We start from the raw sequence: 22,682 nt of genomic DNA on the forward strand, positions 1-22,682 counted from the left end.
CTTCCGGGCGACGTATTCGCTCAAGTCCGAGGCTTGAGACTGTCGCGGCCACTGTCGACGTAAGGCGCCCAGAAATCCACCGACTCGCGGATCATCTCGATAACCTGATGGTCGACTGGTTCCCTCTCCCTGAAGGAAAGTTCAAGGCAAATTTCATTGTCGGTTCCACCACCCTGCCGAACCGCGTCCAGCAACTTCTGCGGCACTATGCGGCCATCCTTGTTGTAGGCGGCCGTGAACGGCCAATGGCCGCCCTTGTTCATGGAAGACTGCTTGATGTGGATGATCGGAGATTGCAATGGAAACGCTTTCGCCCAGGCGTAGGGATCGGTGTCGGCAGGGTTGGGTGAGGTCACGTCGCCATGGTCGATATCGACCATCATCTTCATCGGTATGGGCAGCTTCGCCGCGTCGATGGCGCCTTGCATCGTGACGCAGCTTTCGATCGTGTGGCCGAACTCGCGGCCGACCGACATCGGCTCCCAGAACAGGTATGTCAGCCCCGCCGCCCTGGCGTGTTCGGCAACCTCGCGCCAGCATTCGAGCGCGATATCGAGAAGTGCTGCCCGCCGTTGCGGATCGTCAAAGTCCTTGTAGGTGAAGATGGCGAACTGCGTGCCCATGCCTGGCGCGCCGAGTTCGGCGGAAATGTCGGCGAAGGTCTTGAACCAGTCGACATAGTAGCGCCGGACGTCGGCGTCCGGGTGGCCGAAATGGTTGAGCCGGCCATAAGGTCCGGTCATGCCGGAGGTGATCCTGACACCGGTCCGCGAAAGCGCGCTGTTGAACAGGCGCAGGAATTTGGCAATCGTGGCCGCCGGCCAGCCCGGATTGACGAATTCATGCGTCAACTGCACGTCGCGAATGCCGATGCCATAAGCAATCGCGTCGATCAAATCGTCTGGATCGGCGAAGCGATTGACCAGAGGATTGGTGTTGAGGGAAAGCGTGAAGGCCATCAGTCCGCCGTCGCCATGATGTTACCGAACCAATCTTCGAATGCTTTCCGCTCGGCCGCATTGATATGCAGGCCATGCTTTGTGCGGCGTTCCAGTATATCGGCTGATGTGCCAGCCCATTCGGTCTCGACCAGGAACTTTGCCTCCCGTTCATACAGATCGGGACCGAAGCGTCGGCCGAGATCAGCCTCGCTTTGCGCGCCGGCGAGCAATTGCCTGGCGCGGGTGCCGTAGCTTCGAGCGTAGTGCTTCACCAACGACGGGCTGAGCCATGGAAATTCGACATGCAGATCGCTCAGAAACTGCTCGAAGTCCGCATTGGGCAGGTCGCCCCCCGGCAAGGGAATTTTGGCCGTCCAGGCTTTCTTCATCGTCGGAAAGAATGGCTGGATCTTTTCCAGCGCGTGTTCCGACAGCTTGCGGAAGGTGGTGATCTTGCCGCCGAACACCGAAAGCAGCGGTGCGTTGCCGTTGGAGGCGTCGAGTTCGAAAATATAGTCGCGCGTCACCGCGCTTGGATTGTCGGCATTGTCGTCATAGAGCGGACGCACACCGGAGAAGCTGTAGACCACGTCCTGTGGCGTCAGCTGCCGCTTGAAATAGCGATTGACCACCTTGATCAGGTAGTCGACTTCGCTGGCCTCGGCGACCACTTCCTCGGGCCTGCCTTCGTAGGGAATGTCGGTCGTGCCGATCAGCGCCAGATCGTTCTCGTACGGGTTGACGAAGATCACCCGCTTGTCGTTGTTCTGGATGAGATAGGCCTGCCGCCCCTCCCAGAATTTGGGCACGACGATATGGCTGCCTTTTACAAGCCGGACATTGCGCGTCGAATTCTGCCCGGCGACGCGGCTGACAATGTCGTTGACCCAGGGACCTGCTGCGTTGATCAGAGCGCGCGCGCGGACTTTCGTGACGGCGCCCGTGCGGCCATCCTGCATGTCGATCGACCACAGTCCGCCTTCACGGCGCGCCGCGACACAGGCGGTGCGCGTGAGCACTCTGGCGCCTCGCTGCCTTGCATCGAGCGCATTGAGCAGCACCAGGCGCGCATCGTCGACCCAGCAGTCGGAATATTCGAAACCGCGCTTGAATTCGTCCTTGATCGGCGCGCCTTCAGGCGAGGTCCTCAGGTTCAGCGTTCTTGTCCCAGGCAGCCGTTTGCGGCCGCCAAGGTGGTCGTAGAGAAACAGCCCGAGCCGGACCAGCCATGCCGGCCTATCCTGCGGGCTGTGCGGTAGAACGAAGCGCATCGGCCAGATGATGTGCGGCGCCGCCTCGAGCAGCACCTCGCGTTCGATCAGCGCTTCGCGAACCAGCCTGAACTCATAATATTCGAGGTAGCGCAGGCCGCCATGCACCAGCTTGCCGGAGCGCGAACTGGTGCCTTGCGCGAGATCGTCTTTTTCGCACAGGATGACGGACAGGCCACGACCTGCAGCATCACGCGCTATGCCGGCTCCATTGACGCCGCCGCCGATCACGAAGAGATCGACGACATCTGTTGTATTGCTCAAGGCCTTGCTCCTGTGCGGTGCGCCATGCCCTTCCACACCGGCCGAAGCGCCTGGCGCGCCGCAACGAAGGAAGGGAAGAGCGCATCGTATGTTTGCGAAAGCGCCTCGTCATAGGCATCGCAGTCGCCGAGAAGCGGCGTCACCCATTCGGCGGCGCAGTCTTCCATGGAGCCGTAGACGCCGAGCCCGACCGCGGCCATCATCGCGGCACCCGCCGCGCCGGCTTCCTGGCGGCTGCTGGTGCGCACCTGCGCCCTTGTCGCCGCCGCGATGATGCGACGTAGAGACGGACTGCGCGCTGCGCCGCCCGACAGGCGGATCTCACTCGGCACGGCGCCCATCGCCTGGTAGCAATCGCGAGCGGCGAAGGCCAACCCCTCGAGCACGCCGCGTGCCAGATCGCCAAAGCCATGCTTGACCGAAAGGCCGATGAAGCCGGCGCGTGCGTCAGGGTCGACGAACGGCCCTCTTTCGCCGGCTAGCGATATGTAAGGCTGGTAGATCAGCAATCCCGGCTCCGATGCTTCCATCCAAGCGTCGAGCGCCTTCAGCAACTCGTCATGAGAAGGTTTGCCGCCAGCCGTGGCGAGCACGTCGCGCGCAAGGCCAAGCACCCAGTCTATGTTGAGCGTCGCCGCCATGTTGGATTGCAATTGTGCAAAGGCGCCCGGAATAGGCATGGCGATCGTGTAGCCGGAGCCATCTGCGTTCAGCACGACATCGTCGGGAGTGGCTGCGAAGCGCGTGTGTATGCCGGTCGAGCCGATGACCGTGCAGCCGACATTGCCCGAGGGATCATAGAGGCCGGCTCCGAGCGCCGTCATGACCATGTCGACGTAGCCCAGCACCACCGGCGTGCCTTCGAGCAGGCCGGTCTCCGCCGCCGCCGATCGCGATAGCGGATGATGGTCGGTGGTGCCTTCGAGCATGGGAGGCAACAGGCGGCGATGCGTCGTCAGATCCAGGATGTCGAGGGCTTCGTCGGAATAGGTGCGCGACCGAAAATCGCCGAAGGTGAAGGTTCCCTCGGAGGGATCGGTGGCGCGTTCGCCCGTCATCTTGAAGTAGAGCCAATCCTTGCAATGCAGTGCGGTGGCCGCCCGCTCCAGCATGTCGGGATGATTCTTTTTCATGAAGGCAAGCTGGGCGCCTTGCTGGCAGGAATTCAGCCCCGTGCCGGTCAGTTCGAACCGCCTGCGATCCCGGGGATCGGCGCGCATCTCGTCCACCAAATGTCCGGCGCGGGCATCGAGCCACAGCCAGGCGCGCGAGACAGGCAAGCCGTCGCTATCGATCAGCCAGGTTCCGTCGCCTTGCCCGGTGATGGCCACCGCCGCGGTTCGTTGCGCGAGGTCGGGAATCTTGGCCGCGAGATCGCGAACGGTCCGTGCCATGTCGCGCCAGGTCTGGTCGAGGTCCTGCTCGGCGCCGCCGCCTTCCAGCGTGACGAAGCTATTGGGCACCGACGTCATGGCGAGCTGCCGCCCGGACAGATCGAAAGCGATCGATTTGATCACCGACGTTCCCGCGTCGATGCCGATCAGCAGGTCTTTCATGCCGCAAATTCCGATTGGTTGCGAAGGCAGTTCACGAGGGCAGTCATTTCGTAGAAGAGGCAGGGAGTGCCCGCAAGGACACCCCCTGTACAGATATTACTCAGACAGCACGAAGGGTGCGGTGTACTTGTCGACATTGTCCTTGGTGATGAGAAGGCAATCGAACAGCTGCTTCTCGGTCGCCGCACCGGTGGCACCCGTCTTGATAAACGAGTCCGCCTGCTGCACGGCCTTGGCCGAGAAGATGGCGACCGGCTGAAGCACGGTGTACTGCAGTTCACCGGACTTGATCGCCGCAACCGCGTCCGGGGAGCCGTCGAAGCCACCGACCTTGATGCCGGCGAGCTTGCCAGCTTCCTTCAGCGCCGCAACCGCGCCGAGAGCCATTTCGTCATTGCCGCTGATCACGGCGATGATGTCGGGATTGGCTTGCAGCATGCTCTGCATCTTGTCGTGGCCCTGGGTACGATCCCAGTTGGCGACCTGCGAAGCAGCCTTTTCGAGATCCGGGTACTGGCTCAGCACAGTCGCGTAACCGTTCGAGCGCGTGGCGGCATTGTTGTCCGACGGGGCGCCGAGCAGTTCGACATATTTGCCCTTTTCACCGACGGCCTGCACCCACTGCTGGGCACCGAGAGCAGCGCCCTGCGCGTTGTTGGAAACGAGCTGCCCCTTGGCGAGGCCTTCCTGGTTGATCTCGGCATTGACAAGGAACACCGGGATGTTGGCCGCAATCGCCTTCTTCACCGCACCGACAGAGCCGTCGGCGTTGGCCGGATCGAGAATGATCGCCACCGACTTGTTGGTGATGGCGGTGTCGATCAAATTGCTTTCGGTATTGGTATCGCCCTTGTGGGCGCCGACATTGGCCGTATAGCCAAGCTTCTCGGCCTCGGCCTTGGCGACGTTGCCCTCGGTCAGCCAGTAGGGATTGGCCGGATCGTTGACGATGATCGAGATCAGGCCCGCGGCTGACGCGGCGGCCGTGAACCCAACGACCATCGCGGCCGCGAGCAGACTTTTCAGCATGGTTTTCATGTACATTCCTCCAATGATTACGCGTGTTGCTGCCAGTTCACCTGGCAGTCTTCCCTTGGGCAGGATTGGCCGGTTCGGCCTTCCCCCGTTTCTGAGAAGTCGGTTGGCCACCTGTCGCGCTTGGGAGCTTGCTGCGGCGGCGATACTGAACGGCATTGAGGAGCACGGCGAGCACGATGACCGCGCCGGTGAACACTGTCTGCCAGTAGGATGAGATGCCGATGATCACCAGACCGTCGGACAGGAAGCCGATGACGAAGGCCCCGAGCAGGGTTCCGCGGATGTTGCCGCGGCCGCCGGTCAGTGCCGCGCCGCCGATGACGACGGCCGCAATGGCCGTCAGTTCGTAGGTGGTGCCGGCGGTCGGTCCCGCCGATGTAAGCTGCGAGGACAGGATCAGGCCGGCAATGGCGGCGCAGATGCCCGACAGCACATAGACGGAAATCTGCACTGTCTTGACCGGAACGCCGGAGAGTTCGGCCGCGCGTTCATTGCCGCCCGAGGCGTAGAGCCAGCGCCCGAAAGCGGTTCGGTTCAGGACGATGCTGCCAATGAGCGCGATGACCACGAGAACCACGACGCCCGTCGGCACGCCGAACAAGCGGTTGAAGCCAAGCGCATCGAAGCCGGTGTTTCCGAGCTCCGGCTTGCCGCCGAGATTGTTGTAGGTCAGGCCGCTGGTCATCAGCAGCGCCAGGCCGCGCGCCATGTACATGACGCCGAGGGTGGCCACGAACGCCGGAACCTTGAAGCGCGCGATGAGCACGCCGTTGATCAGCCCGACGACGGCGCCCAGCATGCAGGCCAGCACCGCGACCACCCACACCGGCGGATAGAGAACGACGCCCAGCCAGCTCAGCGTCACCCCTTGCATCAGGAAGCCGGCAACGACGCCGGCCAAGCCCAGCGTCGACCCCACCGACAGATCGATGCCGCCATTGAGGATGACAAGCAGCATGCCGATCGCGAGGATGCCGAAGATGGCGACATGCGAGGCCATGGTCAGGAAGTTCGCCACTGAGAGGTAGTAGGGCGACAGGATCGAAAAGACGACGATGATGACGATCAGGGCAAAGAAAGCGCGGCCCTCGAGCAGTAGCTTGGCGAGATCGAAGCCTTCGCTCGCGCTTGGACTGGACTGTTTTCTGGCCTGGCTGACATCGGTCATGGTGTGGGCTCCGAAATTCCTGGTGATCAGGCGACCACGGCTTCGCCCGAGGCGGCCATGATCTGCTCTTTGGTGGCATTGGCGCCGAATTCGGCTGAAATCCTGCCGCGGCGCATGACGACGATGCGGTGGGCAATGCTGAGGCATTCGTTGACCTCAGAGGTCGAGAAGACGACGGCAAGGCCCTGCGCAGCGCGTTCGCTCAGCAAGCGGAAGACTTCGGCCTTGGCGCCGACATCGATGCCGCGGCTCGGCTCGTCGAGAAGGATAACCTTGGGATTGGTCGTCAGCATCTTGCCAATGACGACCTTCTGCTGATTGCCGCCCGACAGCGATCCGATCATGGCATTGCCGCCAGCGGTCTTGACGGTCACCTTGCGGATCGAGTCTTCGACCAGCTCTCGCTCTCTGGAACGAGACAGAAACAGGCCCCTGGCGAACGCTTCGATGCTGGCGAGCGAAAGATTACGACCGACGGTCATCGTTTGCACCAGCCCGTCGCGCTGCCGGTCCTCGGGGACCAGCACAAGCCCTCTGGAGATACGCTGGGCAATGCTCAGCCCCGAGACGTCCTCGCCTTCCAGCAGCGCCCGCCCGCCCGCCATCGGCACTCGTCCGGCGACGGCCTCCAGCAATTCCGTGCGCCCGGCACCCATCAGCCCGTAGATGCAGACGATCTCGCCTGCTCGCACGTCCAGCGACAGGTGATCGACGACGGAATAACCTGAGCCCGAAGTGTCGACGACGCTGACATCCTCGATCGATAGGGCGACTTCGCCGAATTCATGGCCGGTCGGCGGCGAGCCGAGATCGAAATTCTCGCCGACCATGTTGCGCACGATCCATTCGAGATCGATATCCCGGGCTTCGGCCGTCGCGGTAATCGCGCCATCGCGCAGGACAACGGCATAGTCGGTGATCTGCAGCGCCTCTTCGAGGTGATGCGATATGTAGACGATGGAGACGCCGCGGCTGGTCAGATCGCGGATCACCTTGAACAGAACTTCCACCTCGGTTGCGCTGAGCGCGGAGGTCGGCTCGTCCATGATGAGGATGCGCGAATCGACCGACAGTGCCCGGGCGATCTCGACGATCTGCTGTTGGCCGAGGCGCAGATCCTCGACCAGGGTCATCGGATCGATGTCCTCTTCGAGATCAGCCATCAGAGCGCGCGCCTGGCGTTGCTCCTCGGCGAAGTCGAGGCCGGTCCTGGTGCGCAGTTCGCGGCCCATGAAGATGTTGTCGCGAACGCTGAGGTTGGGCGCCAGGCTGAGTTCCTGGTGGATGATCGAGATGCCGCGATCGCGCGCGTCCGAGGACGAAGAAAAGCTGACGAGATTGCCGTCGAGCACGATGTCGCCGGATGTCGGCGTGACCACGCCGGAGAGGATCTTCATCAGCGTCGACTTGCCGGCGCCATTCTCTCCGAACAGCGTGGTGACCTTGCCGCGATGGATGTCGAAATTGACGCCCTTGAGCGCATGGACGCCGCCATACGACATGACGATGTTGCGCGCCGAAAGCACGGCGTCGCCAGTCGCGGGTCCGGTGTCGGCGGCCGGTTTCATTTGACGTCGAGCCTCACGGGGGTGACGAGCCAGCTCTTCGGGTTGACCAGCTTGAATGCGCCGACCACCGATATGGTCTTGCCGGTCAAGGTGCTCGTATCGACCTTGGCCAGGACTTCCTTCTTCATCTCGTTGTTTAGCGCCGAACCGGCGTCCTGGTACTCGATCTGATTGGTGAACTGGCCGAATGTGATCTTGCCCGTGGCGTCACGCAGTTCCGTTCCGTTGATCGCCGGTCCCGTCTGCACGCGGATCATCAGCGTATCTGGCACGCCGTCGACGGCGACCTTGTAGATGCCAGATTTTCCTTCGCCGACGACGCCGGTGAACTTGACTGAAATGACCGGTCCGACGCCCGCAGGCACACCGTATTCCTTTTCCGCCGTTGCCCTGTCCTTGGCAATCGCCGTCGCCACCGTCACCGCGTCGGCGGCTCGTGCCTCGACATCGGCCTGCACCTTGGGAAATTCCGACTTGCCGTAGTCAGCGGCGGAAAACACGGCGCTGCGAACGTCGCCTGCCGACCCTATCCTGACCACCTTGGTATCGAGCGCCATGGCGCCGAGCAGGACGACAACCGCGGCGCCGGCAAGTGCCCGACGCAGGGCGGGCGAGGCAGGCCTGGTCGATGCGGTGGCGGCTTTCGCGCTCATGACGCAACCGCCAGCAAGGCTGATCCGCGCTTGTCACGCATTTGGCGATCCTCCGTTCATATGGCGCTTCGCGCCATTGGGTTTGTTCTGTTCGACAAGGGCACGAGCGGTGGACTCGTCGGTGATCAGGCCGCTGAGATAGCGGCTTTCGAGCACCGCTTTGATGGCGCGTATTTTCACTTTGCCGCCGGCGACGGCGACGATCCGGCGGCCCTTCAACTGGTCCCGCGGGAGTGCCAGGATTCTTTCCGACAGCGCCGTTTCCACTGGGCGTCCCTGGTCGTCGAAGAAGTGGGCGAGCAGCTCGCCGACGCCGCCATCGCGTTTGACCTCATCGATTTCGGAATGTTCGATCATGCCGGTGGCGACCAGCGAAGCTTCCCGCTCGGCGGTCCCTATGCCGACGAACATCAGGTCGGACCGGCTTGCGAGGTCGAAGACATCGCTGATGCCGCGCTGCCCAAGCAGCACCTCACGGTCCTCCGCGGTGTTGGCGACAAAAGGCACCGGCATCACATAGGCCTGCGCGCCGGTCCGCTCGGCCAGCCGATGCATGACGTCGTGCGGGTTGGCCGCGAACTTGCGCGTCACACCGCCAAGCAGCGAGACGAAACGGATATGGGCGGCGGCGGTGCGCGTCAGATACTCGACGCTTGCGGCAAGGGTACGGCCGTGGCCGACGCCGATCAGCATGTCCTCGCCGCGATCGATCTCCCGCTTCAGAAACTGAGCGCCGGCGGTGCCAAGCGCCTTCAGCGGCAGCTCGTCCTGATCGAGATCCGGAACGACCTCGCAGTAATCGAGCCCGTAAGCATTGATCAGCTGCTGCTCGAGGTCGATGCATTCGCCGACGTCGCCGTCGATGATCACCCTGACCAGGCCATCCTGGGTGGCCCGCGTGATGAGCCGATGCGCCTTGAGGCTGGTCAGGCCGAGCCGCTTGGCCACCTGGGCCTGCGTCAGACCCCCGGCATAGTGAAGCCAGGCCGCGCGGGTGGCGAGGCTGGACTCATGATCGCGGTTAGCGGTTCCGCTGGATTTCAAGCCATCTCCTCCCTGAGATGATATTATTATCTTTGTGTGCAAAAATTTTCACATCCCTGCATCGCTGTCAATCCCCCGCCGGGTTGGGCGCATGCACATACGGGGAATTCACAGGTCTCGCCCTTCCCGAAACGCCGGTCTGCCGGCATTCGGCGGGCAACATCGACCTATTAGGAGGTGAGCATGTTACTCGATCATACAGTTGTGTTAATTTAACGTCAATCTATGTTACCTCACGCCTAAGCCAGCAGAATTGCATGGCCATCGGCTATCCAGATTTTCTTCTAACTAGCTGTTTTTCAGGGATAATATCTAATATCGGCAAAATCCCAATCTGCCTGTGAGTTGGGCGATTTGCGGATGCGGCGCATCCATGGGCAAACCGACCGGATTGCCTTGTGAAGAGCATCGGTGACTGACTGATCAGCCCAGCCGCATCAGGTTCCGGTCCTCGAGTTCCACAATTGCGGCCTCGACTTCCCTTGCAAGGCGCCCGGCGCTCCAGCCCAGCGCCTGTCCGGCAATCGCCGCAATCGCCTGCAGGTCGCGGCCTGTCAGGGAGCCTGATATCGCCAAGGTGCTGCGGCGCATGACGATATCGGCCAGATGTTCGACGAACTCGTTGCGGACGATGTAGTCGATTTCCGATTTGCTATAGCTTTCTGAATCCGGCAGCCGACCCTCATCGCCCGACCCATGCGTGGCGATCTGCGTGGCTCTGGTGCCGTATCGCGACAGCAGCGCATCGAGACGCCGTTCCTCAGCGCCCGTGTTCGAGCGAGCCAGAGCCAGCCAACCTGCTCGCGCTGCGGCATTGGTCGGGAAATCCCTGCCGCCGCCGATCGGCATGGCTTGCGTCGTCACCTTGCGGCTGCGCTGCAGGCGGCCGAGCACGGTGTCGGCGACTTCCTCGGCAAAGCCGCGAAAGGTCGTCCATTTGCCGCCGACCAGCGAGATGACCGCGAAAGGTCTGTTCCGATCCGGCTCGGTGACCGGCGCGGAGTGGTCACGGCTGATCAGCCCGGGCAGCGATGCATCGGAGGCCGGCAGCGGCCTGATGCCGCTATAGGCATAGACGATCTGGTCGCGCTCGAACGCCATTCCCGGCAGCAGAGTCCGCACGCTGTCGAGCAGGTACTCGACTTCGTCGGGCTCGCAGCGCACCGCGTCGGGATTGTCGGCCTTGATGTCGGTGGAGCCGACCAGCGCCAGGCCGAGATAATCGTAGATGAGGCAGATGCGGCCGTCATCGGCTTCGAAATAGAGCATGCGCCCGGCCAGGCTTTTGACCAGTTCGTCATGCTTGAGCAGGACGTGCGAGCCCTTGGTGCCGCCGATCATCTTCGACGGCGCGCCAAGCAATTCGTTGACATCGTCGATCCACGGACCGGCGGCGTTGACCACCAGCTTCGGCCGCACCGAAAAGGCCGCGCCGTTTTCCGGCTGGAAGGTCAGTACCCCATCGGCGGACTTGACCAGCGCCGTATAGTTCGCGCTGGCCGAGGCCGCGTTTGCCTGCCGCCCATCGAGGATCAGTTCAAGCACGAGCCTTTCGGGGTGGCTTATCTTGGCGTCGTAGTAGGTGCCGGTGGCGACGATCGAAGGATTGAGCGCCGGCATCCCGCTGAGCGCCTGGCGCCGCCCGACCATGCGGTGGCGCGGCATGACCTGGTTTCGCGAGCCGTAGAAATCATAGATCATCAGGCCGATCTTGATCAGGATGGCACCGCGGCTGCGCGGTGCGCTGGTCGAGCCGAACAGCGTCCGCAGCGCCGCCAGCATGCCCTTGCTCCAGGAAAAGATCGGAATCACGGTCGGCAGCGGGCTGACATAGTGCGGCGCGTTCTTCAAAAGCAGATTGCGTTCAAGTGTCGACTGTGCGACCAGCCCGAACTCGCCGGTTTCGAGATATTTCAGGCCACCGTGAATGAGCCGCGATGGCGCGGCACTGGTGCCCGAGCCGAAATCCGCCTTGTCGACGATCAGGCAGCTGACGCCTTGCGCGCACAGATCGCGAAACAGCCCTGCCCCGTTGATGCCGGCGCCAAGGATGACGACGTCTACCTCCCCGGTTCCGGCCATGGCGGCCAGACGCCCGGCTGGATTTTCCGTAAATGTTGCTTCGCTTGAGCTCATGACGCTTTCGTCTTGACGATGCGCAGCTTCACGCCGGCCCGTTCGAGGGCTTGCGCCCGCGCATCGCCCAGGCCTTCGGTCGCCAGCACGACATCGAAGTTGGTCAGATCGTCGAAGACATGCAGCGCGATCCTGTCGAACTTGGCATGGTCGATCAGAAGGATACGCTTGACCGATGCGGCCATCATCGCCTGCTTGACCCGCACGACATTGGGATCCTGGATGAAGGCCGTGGTTCCGGTGATGGCCGAAGCCGAACAGATCAGCACATTGGCGCGCAGCTGCGCCACGGCGTTCTCGCAGACGATACCGATATAGGCGTTGTAGGTGCCGTGGTACTGGCCGCCGAGACAGATGAAGTCGAGTTCGTCGACATTGATCAGCAGTGATGCCGTCGCTACGGAGTTGGTGATGACGGTCAGCGGCTTGACGTCGAGCAGCAGTGCCGCGACGGCGTTTGCCGTCGAGGAATCGTCCAGCATCACCACCTGGCCGGCTTCGACATAATCGAGTGCTGCCCGCGCCAGCGCATCCTTCTCGGCCCGGTTGACCGTCACACGGTAGCGGAAGGCGCTTTCGTAGAGGCCGGAAGGCTGAACCGTCACCGCACCGTGCAGCTTGCGCAGCACGCCCTGCTGCGCCAGCCGGTCGATATGCCGGTGGACGGTCATGCGCGACACGCCGAAATGCTCGACCAGATCGTCGATGCGCACCTGGCCGAGCTTGATCACATAGTCGGCGATCTCTTCGCGTCGTTCGTCGGCCTTGATCATGCGGTTCCCCCAGTGTCTGGCCGGCCCAGCTTCTCGATGTCGGGCCAATGCGGTTCGAGCGCACCGGCTATGCGGCCATAGAGGGAAAAGCGCTCGTTGAACACAGCACTCGAGGCTTGGTCAGGCTCGTATTGGCGCGCCGTCATCCCGACCTGCCTGGCGCCCTGTTGCGGCGTCGCGAAGATGCCAACCGCCGCCCCCGCGCAAAGGGCAGCGCCAAAGGCCGCGGCCTCGTCGGTCGAGGTGACGATGACCGGGGCGTTCAGCACGTCGGCAAACATCTGAACGAAGGCCGGATTGCGCGAACCGCCGCCGGTCAGGCGGATCTCGCTGACGGCAAAGCCGTCGCGCAAGGCTTCGACATGGGTGCGGTGATTGAAGGCAATGCCCTCCAGAACCGCCTTCAGCATATCGCCGCGATTGTGCCAGCCGTGCAGGCCGACAAAGCCGCCGCTGGCAACATCGCCATAAGGAGAGCCGAACAGATAGGGATGAAACAGGATGGTCGACGGCTTCTTCAGCGCCGTGTCGATCTCTGTTGCCAGAAGCTCGTGGATCGAGCCACCATCGACCGATGCCTTTTCCTGCTCCGAGCGGCAGAACGTGTCGAGAAACCAGTCGTAGTTCGCGGTCGACGCCGGCGAGATCGCCATGTTGTTCCAGCGGCCTGCGTCGATGGCGTTGCGACAGAGCCAACGCGGGTCGACGCGTGGTTGCGAAGAGACGACTTCGTTGATGGAATAGGTTCCGGCGACGATGGCGAGCACGCCCTCCTCATGGCCGCCCATGCCAAGTGCGGAGGCAGTCACGTCATGCAGTCCGCACGCGACCGGTGTTCCCTTGGCAAGGCCGGTCATTTCTGCTGCCTCGGCGGTGACATGGCCGACGATCGCGGCGGAGTGCGCCATCGGCGGCAGCGCGTCGAAAAGATCGTCCAGCCCGAAGATGCGCATCGCTTCCGGCGCGTAATCCTGCGTGCTGAAATCCGTGAATGAGGTGCTGGCCTCGGTACGGTCGGTGCCGACCGTGCCGGTCAGGCAAAAGCGCAGCCAGTCCTTGCAGGCCAGTATATGCCCGATACGCCCATAGCGGGCCGGTTCGTGCTCCCTGATCCAGGCGAGCAGCGCCGACGGCGCCGAGACGTGGGGCGCCTGGCCTGTTCGCGCTAGCGCCTCTTCGAAGACCCGGTCCGCCGACCATCGCTCGACAATCTTGCCGGCGCGGCTATCGAGCGACAGGATTCCAGGCCCCAGCGGCCGACGATCCTTGTCGAGCAAATAGAGACCGTCGCCATGCGCGGTTGCCGCCACCGCCCTGATGTCGTCCGCCGGGCGGCCACATAGCGCGATCGCCTCCTTGATTGCGTCGGCGGTCGCTTGCCAGAGGCCGGCCATGTCGCGCTCCACCCAGCGTGCATGGGGCATCGATTGCGGAACCCGCCGACGCGCCACCGACAACTGCGTGCCATCGGCATCGAAGATCACCGCCTTGGTGACCGTGAGACCGTTATCGATTCCGAGCAAACTGGGCATGGGCGCCGCCGTTTTCAGCAACTGGTGAAGGGCGCTGCAAGGCAATCCTGCAGGTTGGGATAGGGACGACGGACATGACGAAAATCAACGAGCAACGGTGATACCAAAGCGCCGCATCCGACGCGGCAAACAGACCATAGTATTCTGTTAAATTAACGTCAATATGTGATATATTTTGTAGAAATGTCTGACGTAAGCTGAGATATGCATCCGATGCGGGACGAAGCTCCGACCAGTGCCCAACTGGCTGGATGGCCCTCAACCCTGCACGGCGTGCCAGGGGGGACGGTGCGACTGACGCTCGAAACGCGTTTGACTGGCTTGGCGAATTCCGTGCGCAGCGGCCGGACAGCCGGCACCGTTCAAAGAAAACGCGACGACTCAAGAAGTTCAGCCACGCCGTCCAGTTCCTTGTGCAGGCGATGCCAGCGACGGTCGAGGTAGACCAGCGAATGCGCCTCAGGGGGGATCTCGTCCGGCTGCACCTCGCCGTCAAGGAGTTCGGCCGCCACCAGTGTCGCGCCCTCGATCGGCAGGACGCCGAGCCGGCGGGCGCGGAACCAGGTCGAGACGCCGGTATAGCGCGGTTCGCCCGTGGGCAGCCGAGCCCAGGCGCCTCCCGGCGGGAAGCGTTCCGCGCCGCTCGACGCGCAGAGCTGCGCCAGGTCGATATCGGTGTAGCGCAGCAGGTGGATCACCATGGTCTGCGCCCGTAGCAAGGGTTCGGACGAGGTCGATTTCATCGACAGCGAGAAGGCGACGACCGGTGGCGCAGCACTTACAGAGATCAGCGAGGACACGGTCATCGCCACCGGTCTGTCGCCGGGATCGGCCGTGATCACGGCAACACCGGCCGGGTGGTGGCGAAAGGCTTCGCGGAAGGCGTTGGTCATCGGATGCGGGAAGCTCATCGACGTCTCTCTTCTGCAGCATGAAATGGGGCCGGATGGGTCCGCCGTCCGGCCCTTGCGACTACTTCTTCTCGATCAGATCGTAGAACTGCCAGGTGCGATCGCTCCACAGCCCGCCGATGTCGCGGCCGGCCGAGGTGACGATCGATGGCGCGATCGTGAAATGGTTGGCCGCCACCATCATCTCGCGGAAGGTGCGCTGGATCACACCGGCGCGCAGCGACGCGCCGCCGCCCGCGCGATAGGCGAAGTTGCAGATATCGACGCCAACCTCATGAATCTCGGATTTGGCCAGATGGACAAGGCTGATCTGCCGCGTCGATACGCTGTTGCCGGCTTCGACCGTCGCCTCGATGTCGCGCCAGACTTCGAAGACAAAGGCGCGGGCAGCGCGATAGCGGGCTTCGGCGCGGCCATAGTCGTGCCAGAATTTCTCGCTCTCGCCGATCAACCCGGCGCGGCCTGACTTGCTGCGGGCGAACTTGGCGATCTCGTCCAGCATCCGCCGCCCGGTGCCGAGTGCCCAGCCGGTATGACCGATGGCGGCGAGGCCGACGACACCGAGACTGAAGAACTCCTTCTGGCGCAGCGGCGGTGCGGTCAGGATCGGGAAGACGAGATCGTCGGCGATGAAGACGTCCTCGGCCGCATAGTCGATGCTGCCGGTGCCTCCGAGGCCCAGAACGTCCCAATTGCCGAGCTGCTTGTGCTGGGAGATCGGCGCATGGGCGCACATGATGATCACATTGCCCCTATCGTCCTTGGCGGGCTTGCCGGTGCCGTCGTCGACGAAGGCGGCACTGTGGCTATAGGTGGCGTGGCTGAAGCCGCTGCCATAGCTCCACTTGCCGTTCAGCCGGTAGCCACCGTCGACCTTCTTCAGCATGCCGAGCGGCGCCCCCTGTCCCGAGAAACGGTTGTCGGAGCCCGGCGCGAACAGCCGCTCGACCGCGCTGTCCGGCAGAAAGGCAGCCGACATCGCGCCGATGCAGCAATGCACCATGGAAACCCAGCCGGCCGCCCCGGAGTGCCAGGTGATCGCCGCCAGCAGTTCGAGACCCTCGGTGGGTCGCAACTGCGCACCGCCGAGGCTCTCCGCGGCAAAGATATGCGACATGCGCAGCGGCTTCAGCAGCTCGAACGTGGCCGCAGTCAGTTCGCCATTCTCCTCATCGGCGGTGGCGTTGGCTTCCAGGGCCGGTCCGATCTCCGCGATCTTCCTGAGCAAGTCGCGATAGTCGGTGGTCGTCCCCCACGAGCTGTGCTTGATGGGTTTGTTCATCGTGTTCTCCTCCTCCTTTTCAAATGCGATCAGCCGGCGAAGAAATCGCCGATCTTCCTGAGCGTTTCGGGTTTCTCCTGCATGACGAAATGGCCGGCGTCCTCGACGAGGATCAGGCGTGCGTCGGGCAGCGCCTCGACGAAGAGCGGAGCCTGTCCCGCCGGCAGCATACGGTCCCTGGTGCCCCAGACGACCAGTGTCGGATTGGCGATGCGCGCCAGAAAGCGCCGCAGGTTCGGATGCCCCATGCCGAACGGCGCCAGCAGCCGGCCGAGCGTCTCGCCTTCGCGGGCGCGATCGGCGCCGAAGGCCTCGGCAAAGGCGGCGTCGGAACCATCCGGGAAGTAGCGCAGCGCCACCGAGACGTCTTGCGCCAGATAGGCCGGCAACTCCTGCGGCGCGACCGCGCCGAGATCAGTGGCCGGATATGCGGGGTCGTTGAGCCCTGCCGGCGCGATCAGCACCACCTTGTCGAAACGCTCGCGCGCAATGCCGGCGAGCTCGGTCGCCATCCAGCCGCCCATGGAAAAGCCGATGAGATGAGGCTTCTCCGGCAGATCCAGACCATCGAGCAGGTTCAGATAATGCAGAACCATGTCGGACATCCCGGCCACATGCGGCGCCGCGCCCGAAAAGCCGAAGCCCGGATGGCTCGGGCAGAGCACGCGGAAGCCGTCGGCGAGGCCTTCGGCAAAGTCGAAGCCCTCAAGCGTCGAGGCGCCGTGCAGGAACAGCACGGGCTTGCCCCGACCGATGGCCTTCACCACCGTCTTCGTGCCCTCGACATCGTATTCGAGCGTTTCGAATTGAACGGCCATCTTTATTTCTCCTCAAACCAAGTCCGGCTGGATCAGCACTTTGCATTGCGTGGTGCGGCGGCGAAGGCTCTCGAATATCTGCGGAACCGGCGAGAGGTCGATCCGGTCGGTGACCAGAGCTTGCGGTGCGAAAGGTCCGCCTCGAAGCGCATCGAGGGCGACGCCGAATTCGTTGCGCTGATGGAAGAAGACCGAAAACAGCAGGTTCACTTCCTTCGTCAGCGCAACGAACGGGTCCCACTGGTCTCCGCCAATGCAGAGGCCGACCCCGACCACCGTGCCCTGCAGCCGGACCGCCTCGACCGCCGCGCCGATGAGGCCACGCTTGCCAACGCATTCGAAGACGATGTCGGGCGCGCCGCCGCAGATATCGGTGAGGTTCTCGCTCAGCTTTTCGCCGGAAAGCGCGAAGCCGGTCGCGCCGAGAGCAAGCGCACGCTCGCGCTGATGGCCGTGGATGTCGGCCACCACGACACGCGATGCCCCCATGCGCCGCGCCCAGAAGGCGACGAGCAGTCCGATCGGCCCGGCACCCAGTATGGCGACCCGATCCCCCGGCTTCATGCCCGAACGGACGATGCAATGCAGGGCGACCGACAGTGGCTCGGCCAACGCACCATCCTCGAGTGCTACATCGTCGGACAGGATATGACATTGGCGTGCGGCCACGGTCGCGTATTGCGCATAGCCGCCGCCGATCAGCTCCATCTCGTGACAGCGCGCCGGATCGCCGCGCTCGCAGGCCTCGCAGTGTCCGCAACCGCGCATCGGCACGACAGCGACCCGGTCACCGATCCGAAGGCCCGTTGCCTCCGATCCGACCGCGACGATGTCACCGGAGAATTCATGGCCGAGCACAAAGCCTGCCTCGATGCCGAAAGGCACCGGATCCTCGGTGATGTGCAGATCGCTGCCGCAGATGCCGCAAGCGGCGACACGCAAGACGACCTCGTCCGGTGCTGGCGTCGGGTCCGGCACCGTGCCGATCCGCAGTGGGACGCCGACCTTATCGAAGATGGCGGCTTTCATGAAATCCTCCTCGTCAGCGGTTCGGGGTCGACGAGCTTGCGTCGGATCGGGAACCATGGTGCATCCCACCGCTTCGAGATCAGGCCCCAGATGCCCGTCCGGGCGTAGAGCGCCACCAGAAGCGTCATCAGGCCGAGGACGACGAAATAGGTTGCGCCATATTCGCCGAACCAGCGGTCCGCGATGAAGAAGATCAGCGATCCGATCAGAACGCCCTCGATGGACCCGATCCCGCCGACCATGACGATGAAGATCGCGACGTTCGCCCACATCGGGTCAAAGGCCGAACCGGGGGTGATGCGCAGCTGCGCCATGAAATAGATCGCGCCCGCGAGACCGCAGCCGACCGCCGACGCGACATAGATCAGGAAGCGTAGCTTCACGACATTCACGCCCTGGCTGGCAGCTGCAACCGGATTGTCGCGCATGGCGATCAGCGCAAGGCCGAAGCGCGAGCGAAGCAGCCAATAGCTGCCGCCCAGCGTGACGAGCAGCATCCCCGCACAGAGCAGCGACATAGCGACATTCCGCTCGAAGGCCGAATAGTCCTTCATCACGCGAAGCGACATGCCCGCGCCGGAATTGACGAGCGGCAGGTTCGAGGCGGTCAGCCGGAAGACCTCGGCCACCACCCATGTGCCGATCGAAAAATAGGGGCCATCCAGGCGATGCAGCAGCAGGTAGATCGGCACGGCCAGCGCGGCCGGCACCAGGAGCGACAGGAAGACCGCCACAAACGGATTGATGCCGTAGGTCTGCGCCAGCACGAAAAGCGCATAGCCGGCGGCGCCCATGAAGGCGTGCTGGCCCACGGAGACGAGGCCGGCATAGCCGGCGAGCAGGTTCCACATCTGCGCGACGGCGATATAGCAGCACAGCACCAGAACCGACCGGATCGTGCCGGTCGAAGCCCACCACGGCATGACAGCGACAGCGATCATGGCCAGCACCGCCAGCGTCATCGCAATGCGACCGGACCGGGTCTGGCGCTGGACCACGACTTCGGGCACCTCGGTTGTTGCCACATAGGGAATCGCACTCATGACAATGCCTTTCCGAACAGGCCCTGTGGGCGGGTCGCCAGCACGACCAGGAAGACGATATGTCCGGCAAGCACGCCGAAGCCCGGATCGATGCGGAAGCCGATGGCCTGCGAGATGCCGAGCACCATCGAGCCGACGAAGGCGCCCCATACCGTCCCCATGCCGCCGATGATCACCGCTTCGAACGCGTAGATCAGCTGGGCAGGCCCATCGGCCGGAGCAACAGTCGACCGCAGCGCCTGGAAGACGGCTGCAAAACCGAGAATGCCGACCGCCGCCGCTGTCGCCATCGCATAGACGGCGCGCGGGTTGATGCCGGTCATCGCCGCCGCCTCGACATCGGCCGACGCGGCGCGGAGCGCGCGACCGAAGCGCGTGCGCTTCAGCGTCAGGTCGAGGCCTCCTGTCAGGCCCGTGGCAACGGCCAGCACGATCAGCGGCAGGAGACCGACATAGATGCCGCCGATCTCGATGGACTGGCTCTCGATCCCATGGCCGGGCAGCGATCGGCTGTTCGCGGACCATATCTGGAGCATCAGGTTCTGCAGCGCGATCGACAGTCCGAAGGTCGCGATCAGCGAGGGCAGCGGATCGCTGCCCACCACGCGGTTCAGCACGGCCTTCTGCAGCACCCAGCCCATCAGCACCGCGAGCGGCACCAGCACGATCAGCACCGGCAGCGGTCCCAGACCCCAAGCCGTGGCGATCGAGATGCCGATCAGCGACAAAAGGATCACCAGATCGCCATGGCTGATGTTGACGATCCGCATGACGCCGAACATCAGCGCCATGCCGAGTGCATACTGGGCATACATGCCGCCCAGCAGGACCCCCTGCACCAAGGCGTCAAACCACTCCATGGCCCGCTCCAAAATAGGCTTTGCCGATCTGCTCGCGCGTGATTTCGGCGGACCTGCCGGTCAGGGTCACGCGGCCCTCCAGCATGCAGTAGAGGCGGTCCGTGGCGGTCCGGGCGAGGCCGACATCCTGCTCGACCACGATCATCGCCGTTCCGGTGGCGCGGATTTCGGGCAAGGCGGCATAGATTTCGCGGATCACCTTGGGCGCGAGACCAAGGCTGATCTCATCGCAGAGCAGCACGCGCGGCTGGCAGAGCAGCGCGCGGCCGATCGCCACCATCTGCTGCTGCCCGCCCGAGAGGCTTTGCACCTGGGTGCGAGCCTTCTCCTTGAGGATCGGGAACAGCTGGTGCAGACGCGGCAGCGTCCATCCGCCCTTGGCGCCCATGCGGGCGGCCTGGTCGATGGCGACGCGCAGATTGTCCTCAACCGACATGCCGGTGAAGAGGCGGCGGCCCTCCGGCACGATGGCGACGCCCTTCTGCACCATGCGGTCGGTGGCGGTGCCGCCGACCGGCTCACCGTGCAGCAGCACCATCTCGCGCCCGACCGGAAGCAGGCCCATGATCGAACGCAGGAGGGTGGATTTTCCGGCCCCGTTGGCGCCGATCAAGGCCACGGCCTCACCCTGGTGCAGCTCGATGTCGACGCCGTAGAGCGCCTGGAAGTCGCCATAGCGGGCCAACAGCCCGTGGGTGGAAAGAACGGCCGTCATCCCTCGATCCCCATGTAGACGCGCTGGACCTCGGGCAGCGCGATCACGTCGGCGGGCACGCCTTCGGCGATCTTCTCGCCGAAATTCAGCACCAACAGCCGGTCGGCCACCGCCAGCAGCGCGTTCAGCACATGCTCGATCCACACGATGGTGATGCCGCGGTCGCGGATGCGGCGCACCAGCGCCACCAGCGCCTTCGATTCATCGTCGGTCAGCCCGCCCGCGATCTCGTCCAGCAGCAGCAGCTTCGGATCCGACGCCAGCGCGCGCGCCAGCTCCAGCCGCTTGCGGTCGAGCAGAGTGAGAGCGCCGGCCGAGACATTGGCCTTGTCGGAGAGTTCGCACTCGCGCAGGACCTGGGCGCAGAAAGCATAGCTCTGCTTCTCGGACCGGCCGCCGCCGAAAGCGGCGGCGACCAGCAGGTTTTCGAAGGTGGTCATGCCGGAATAGGGACGCGGGATCTGATAGGTCCGCCCGATCCCCATTTGGCAGCGGCGGAAGGGCGGCTCGCCGCGGAGTGCCGTGTCGCCGAGCTGTATCTCGCCGCCGGACGTCTTCAAGTCGCCGCTGATCACGTTGAACAGCGTCGTTTTGCCCGCCCCATTCGGGCCGAGGATGCCCAGCACCTCGCCCCGATGCACGTCGAAAGTCACGTCATGCAGGACGCGGACAGCGCCGAAGGACTTCGACACCCCGTGCGCTTTCAGCAGGATTTCCCTACCCATGACTCTGCCCGCGTCCCCGCTCATGTCACCAGGCGATCGGCTGAATAGCCTGCTGCGGCGCGAAGAGCTGATTGACCGTGTTGTCGACGATCTTCAGGTCATAAGGCCATTTCTCACCCTTCACCCACTGGCCGCCGAAGATCGGCGTCTTGCAGATGTTCTTGTGGGGCGAGCCGTCGAACTTGATATGACCGACCAGCGTCTGCAGATCGGTAGCGACCAGGGCGTCTCGGTTGGCTGTACGATCGAGCGGATTGGAAGAGCGCTTCAGGATGTCGAGCGCGACCTCGAGCAAGGCATGCGAATAGCCCAGCGGCTGCGTCCACTGCCGCTTCGAATCGACTTCCCATTGGCTGGCGATGTCGCTGCTGACCTGCCCGGTCAGCGACGACTTGAACGGGAAGGCCGGTGTCCACCAGACCTCCGAGGACATGCCGTTGCCTAGAGGACCCATGGCCTCGACACCCCCCGGGAACAGGAGTGCCGCCGCCACCGTGACCGCCTTCGGCTTGAAGCCCTGCTGGTTGCACTGGGTGACGAAGGTCTTCAGATCGTCCGGATAGGTAATGCCGCCGATGATCTCGCAGCCCTGCTTCTTGAACTCGGCGATCTGTGCGGAAAAATCATTGGTGCGGGGCTGGAAATAGCCGGGCACCACGACCTCGTAGCCGGCCTTGCGGGTCGGCGCTGGCAAGCCATATTCGTCGTTGCCCCAGGTCTCGCCGTCGATGTTCTGCGGAAACAGCATGCCGACCTTCTTGTTGGTCTCCAGATGGTTCCAGAGTCCGACGAAGGTGTTCAGCGCCTCGTCGAGGCCCCAGAAGAAATGATAGGTCCAGTCGAAGGTCTGCTTGCCGCCGCCGCGCGGCATGATCACCGCTTGCCAGGGAGCACCGGAGGAAATGCAGGGGGTCTCATAAAGCTCGGCCTGCTCGGCCGCGGGCAGGATCGTGTCGGTGGTCGAGGCCGGTACGAGCAGATGCACCTCGTCGTTCAGGATGAGGTTGCCGGCGATTTCCGATGCCTTGTTCGGATTGGACTGGCTATCGCGATCGAGAATCTCGATCTCGTAAGTATTGCCGTCGGCACATTGCAGCTGGCCGCCGAGCAGGGCGCGGATTTTCTGCAAGGTGTAGCCATCCGTTTCACCAAACAGGGCGAGCGGCCCGGTCGTGGGGCTGAGATAGCCGAGCTTGATCTTCCCCGCCGTCGCGGCGCGCAGATAGGTCGGCATGCCCAGCGTGCTGGCGGCAACGCCGGCTCCAATCCCCTTCAGGACGCTTCGGCGGCTGGGCCGCAAGCCCGATTTCACCAGTTTGTTGTAGTAGGTCATTGTCGGTTCCTCCCTGGGTTAA

The 22,682-nt window shown here is 63.6% G+C and carries 20 protein-coding genes; all 20 read right to left on the reverse strand.

Features of this window, described 5'->3' with window-relative positions; translation table 11 throughout:
* Positions 1 to 20: 20 nt before the first annotated feature.
* Positions 21 to 959 carry a sugar phosphate isomerase/epimerase family protein gene (locus AC0L2D_RS16075; protein WP_473541518.1) on the reverse strand — a complete coding sequence of 313 codons (939 nt, stop codon included), beginning with the start codon at positions 957 to 959 and terminating at the stop codon, positions 21 to 23.
* Positions 959 to 2,476, reverse strand: coding sequence for a glycerol-3-phosphate dehydrogenase (locus AC0L2D_RS16080; protein ID WP_024502448.1), 1,518 nt, complete (start codon positions 2,474 to 2,476; stop codon positions 959 to 961). The genes AC0L2D_RS16075 and AC0L2D_RS16080 overlap by 1 nt, the downstream gene beginning before the upstream one ends.
* The gene (locus AC0L2D_RS16085) at positions 2,473 to 4,032 is read right to left on the reverse strand and encodes an FGGY family carbohydrate kinase (protein WP_473541519.1); all 1,560 of its coding nucleotides are present in this window, start codon (positions 4,030 to 4,032) and stop codon (positions 2,473 to 2,475) included. Before AC0L2D_RS16085 ends, AC0L2D_RS16080 begins: the two co-directional genes overlap by 4 nt.
* Positions 4,033 to 4,128: 96 nt before the next feature.
* Positions 4,129 to 5,070: a D-ribose ABC transporter substrate-binding protein gene (locus AC0L2D_RS16090; RefSeq protein WP_013533072.1), complete on the reverse strand. Its 942-nt coding sequence runs from the start codon at positions 5,068 to 5,070 to the stop codon at positions 4,129 to 4,131.
* Between the two features lie 37 nt (positions 5,071 to 5,107).
* The gene (locus AC0L2D_RS16095; RefSeq protein ID WP_013533073.1) at positions 5,108 to 6,238 is read right to left on the reverse strand and encodes an ABC transporter permease; all 1,131 of its coding nucleotides are present in this window, start codon (positions 6,236 to 6,238) and stop codon (positions 5,108 to 5,110) included.
* A 26-nt stretch (positions 6,239 to 6,264) separates the two neighbouring features.
* Complete coding sequence (locus AC0L2D_RS16100) at positions 6,265 to 7,806, reverse strand: sugar ABC transporter ATP-binding protein (RefSeq protein WP_013533074.1); 1,542 nt, start codon at positions 7,804 to 7,806, stop codon at positions 6,265 to 6,267.
* Positions 7,803 to 8,459 carry a DUF2291 family protein gene (locus AC0L2D_RS16105; RefSeq protein WP_024502445.1) on the reverse strand — a complete coding sequence of 219 codons (657 nt, stop codon included), beginning with the start codon at positions 8,457 to 8,459 and terminating at the stop codon, positions 7,803 to 7,805. The genes AC0L2D_RS16100 and AC0L2D_RS16105 overlap by 4 nt, the downstream gene beginning before the upstream one ends.
* Before the next feature lie 33 nt (positions 8,460 to 8,492).
* The gene (locus tag AC0L2D_RS16110) at positions 8,493 to 9,503 is read right to left on the reverse strand and encodes a sugar-binding transcriptional regulator (protein WP_473541520.1); all 1,011 of its coding nucleotides are present in this window, start codon (positions 9,501 to 9,503) and stop codon (positions 8,493 to 8,495) included.
* Between the two features lie 423 nt (positions 9,504 to 9,926).
* Positions 9,927 to 11,639 carry a glycerol-3-phosphate dehydrogenase/oxidase gene (locus AC0L2D_RS16115; RefSeq protein ID WP_473541521.1) on the reverse strand — a complete coding sequence of 571 codons (1,713 nt, stop codon included), beginning with the start codon at positions 11,637 to 11,639 and terminating at the stop codon, positions 9,927 to 9,929.
* Entirely contained in the window at positions 11,636 to 12,412 is a 777-nt protein-coding gene (locus AC0L2D_RS16120) for a DeoR/GlpR family DNA-binding transcription regulator (protein WP_224675639.1), read from the reverse strand. Before AC0L2D_RS16120 ends, AC0L2D_RS16115 begins: the two co-directional genes overlap by 4 nt.
* On the reverse strand, positions 12,409 to 13,944 hold the full coding sequence (locus AC0L2D_RS16125; protein ID WP_473541522.1) for an FGGY-family carbohydrate kinase: 1,536 nt from the start codon (positions 13,942 to 13,944) through the stop codon (positions 12,409 to 12,411). Before AC0L2D_RS16125 ends, AC0L2D_RS16120 begins: the two co-directional genes overlap by 4 nt.
* A gap of 362 nt (positions 13,945 to 14,306) precedes the next feature.
* The gene (locus tag AC0L2D_RS16130) at positions 14,307 to 14,855 is read right to left on the reverse strand and encodes a flavin reductase family protein (protein ID WP_013533080.1); all 549 of its coding nucleotides are present in this window, start codon (positions 14,853 to 14,855) and stop codon (positions 14,307 to 14,309) included.
* 61 nt (positions 14,856 to 14,916) lie between these two features.
* Entirely contained in the window at positions 14,917 to 16,137 is a 1,221-nt protein-coding gene (locus AC0L2D_RS16135; RefSeq protein ID WP_473541523.1) for an acyl-CoA dehydrogenase family protein, read from the reverse strand.
* A 29-nt stretch (positions 16,138 to 16,166) separates the two neighbouring features.
* On the reverse strand, positions 16,167 to 16,955 hold the full coding sequence (locus tag AC0L2D_RS16140; protein WP_473541524.1) for an alpha/beta fold hydrolase: 789 nt from the start codon (positions 16,953 to 16,955) through the stop codon (positions 16,167 to 16,169).
* A gap of 12 nt (positions 16,956 to 16,967) precedes the next feature.
* Positions 16,968 to 17,984, reverse strand: coding sequence for a zinc-dependent alcohol dehydrogenase (locus AC0L2D_RS16145; protein ID WP_473541525.1), 1,017 nt, complete (start codon positions 17,982 to 17,984; stop codon positions 16,968 to 16,970).
* Positions 17,981 to 19,027: a branched-chain amino acid ABC transporter permease gene (locus tag AC0L2D_RS16150; protein WP_013533084.1), complete on the reverse strand. Its 1,047-nt coding sequence runs from the start codon at positions 19,025 to 19,027 to the stop codon at positions 17,981 to 17,983. Before AC0L2D_RS16150 ends, AC0L2D_RS16145 begins: the two co-directional genes overlap by 4 nt.
* On the reverse strand, positions 19,024 to 19,887 hold the full coding sequence (locus AC0L2D_RS16155) for a branched-chain amino acid ABC transporter permease (protein WP_013533085.1): 864 nt from the start codon (positions 19,885 to 19,887) through the stop codon (positions 19,024 to 19,026). The genes AC0L2D_RS16150 and AC0L2D_RS16155 overlap by 4 nt, the downstream gene beginning before the upstream one ends.
* Positions 19,874 to 20,602 (reverse strand): ABC transporter ATP-binding protein, encoded by a 729-nt coding sequence (locus AC0L2D_RS16160; protein WP_013533086.1) that lies wholly within the window; start codon positions 20,600 to 20,602, stop codon positions 19,874 to 19,876. Before AC0L2D_RS16160 ends, AC0L2D_RS16155 begins: the two co-directional genes overlap by 14 nt.
* Positions 20,599 to 21,327, reverse strand: a complete 729-nt coding sequence (locus AC0L2D_RS16165; protein WP_063171523.1) for an ABC transporter ATP-binding protein — start codon at positions 21,325 to 21,327, stop codon at positions 20,599 to 20,601. The genes AC0L2D_RS16160 and AC0L2D_RS16165 overlap by 4 nt, the downstream gene beginning before the upstream one ends.
* Before the next feature lie 25 nt (positions 21,328 to 21,352).
* Positions 21,353 to 22,660 carry an ABC transporter substrate-binding protein gene (locus AC0L2D_RS16170; protein WP_127365425.1) on the reverse strand — a complete coding sequence of 436 codons (1,308 nt, stop codon included), beginning with the start codon at positions 22,658 to 22,660 and terminating at the stop codon, positions 21,353 to 21,355.
* Between the last annotated feature and the right edge of the window lie 22 nt (positions 22,661 to 22,682).

This window comes from Mesorhizobium sp. WSM4833 (genome assembly GCF_055811095.1).

Coding starts and splice junctions, on each gene's coding strand:
- AC0L2D_RS16150 (WP_013533084.1), bottom strand. CDS start 19,027: ATGAGTGCGATTCCCTATGTGGCAACAACCGAGGTGCCCGAAGTCGTG.
- AC0L2D_RS16155 (WP_013533085.1), bottom strand. CDS start 19,887: ATGGAGTGGTTTGACGCCTTGGTGCAGGGGGTCCTGCTGGGCGGCATG.
- AC0L2D_RS16115 (WP_473541521.1), bottom strand. CDS start 11,639: ATGAGCTCAAGCGAAGCAACATTTACGGAAAATCCAGCCGGGCGTCTG.
- AC0L2D_RS16095 (WP_013533073.1), bottom strand. CDS start 6,238: ATGACCGATGTCAGCCAGGCCAGAAAACAGTCCAGTCCAAGCGCGAGC.
- AC0L2D_RS16130 (WP_013533080.1), bottom strand. CDS start 14,855: ATGAGCTTCCCGCATCCGATGACCAACGCCTTCCGCGAAGCCTTTCGC.
- AC0L2D_RS16140 (WP_473541524.1), bottom strand. CDS start 16,955: ATGGCCGTTCAATTCGAAACGCTCGAATACGATGTCGAGGGCACGAAG.
- AC0L2D_RS16090 (WP_013533072.1), bottom strand. CDS start 5,070: ATGAAAACCATGCTGAAAAGTCTGCTCGCGGCCGCGATGGTCGTTGGG.
- AC0L2D_RS16105 (WP_024502445.1), bottom strand. CDS start 8,459: ATGAGCGCGAAAGCCGCCACCGCATCGACCAGGCCTGCCTCGCCCGCC.
- AC0L2D_RS16145 (WP_473541525.1), bottom strand. CDS start 17,984: ATGAAAGCCGCCATCTTCGATAAGGTCGGCGTCCCACTGCGGATCGGC.
- AC0L2D_RS16085 (WP_473541519.1), bottom strand. CDS start 4,032: ATGAAAGACCTGCTGATCGGCATCGACGCGGGAACGTCGGTGATCAAA.
- AC0L2D_RS16170 (WP_127365425.1), bottom strand. CDS start 22,660: ATGACCTACTACAACAAACTGGTGAAATCGGGCTTGCGGCCCAGCCGC.
- AC0L2D_RS16135 (WP_473541523.1), bottom strand. CDS start 16,137: ATGAACAAACCCATCAAGCACAGCTCGTGGGGGACGACCACCGACTAT.
- AC0L2D_RS16165 (WP_063171523.1), bottom strand. CDS start 21,327: ATGGGTAGGGAAATCCTGCTGAAAGCGCACGGGGTGTCGAAGTCCTTC.
- AC0L2D_RS16120 (WP_224675639.1), bottom strand. CDS start 12,412: ATGATCAAGGCCGACGAACGACGCGAAGAGATCGCCGACTATGTGATC.
- AC0L2D_RS16100 (WP_013533074.1), bottom strand. CDS start 7,806: ATGAAACCGGCCGCCGACACCGGACCCGCGACTGGCGACGCCGTGCTT.
- AC0L2D_RS16125 (WP_473541522.1), bottom strand. CDS start 13,944: ATGCCCAGTTTGCTCGGAATCGATAACGGTCTCACGGTCACCAAGGCG.
- AC0L2D_RS16160 (WP_013533086.1), bottom strand. CDS start 20,602: ATGACGGCCGTTCTTTCCACCCACGGGCTGTTGGCCCGCTATGGCGAC.
- AC0L2D_RS16075 (WP_473541518.1), bottom strand. CDS start 959: ATGGCCTTCACGCTTTCCCTCAACACCAATCCTCTGGTCAATCGCTTC.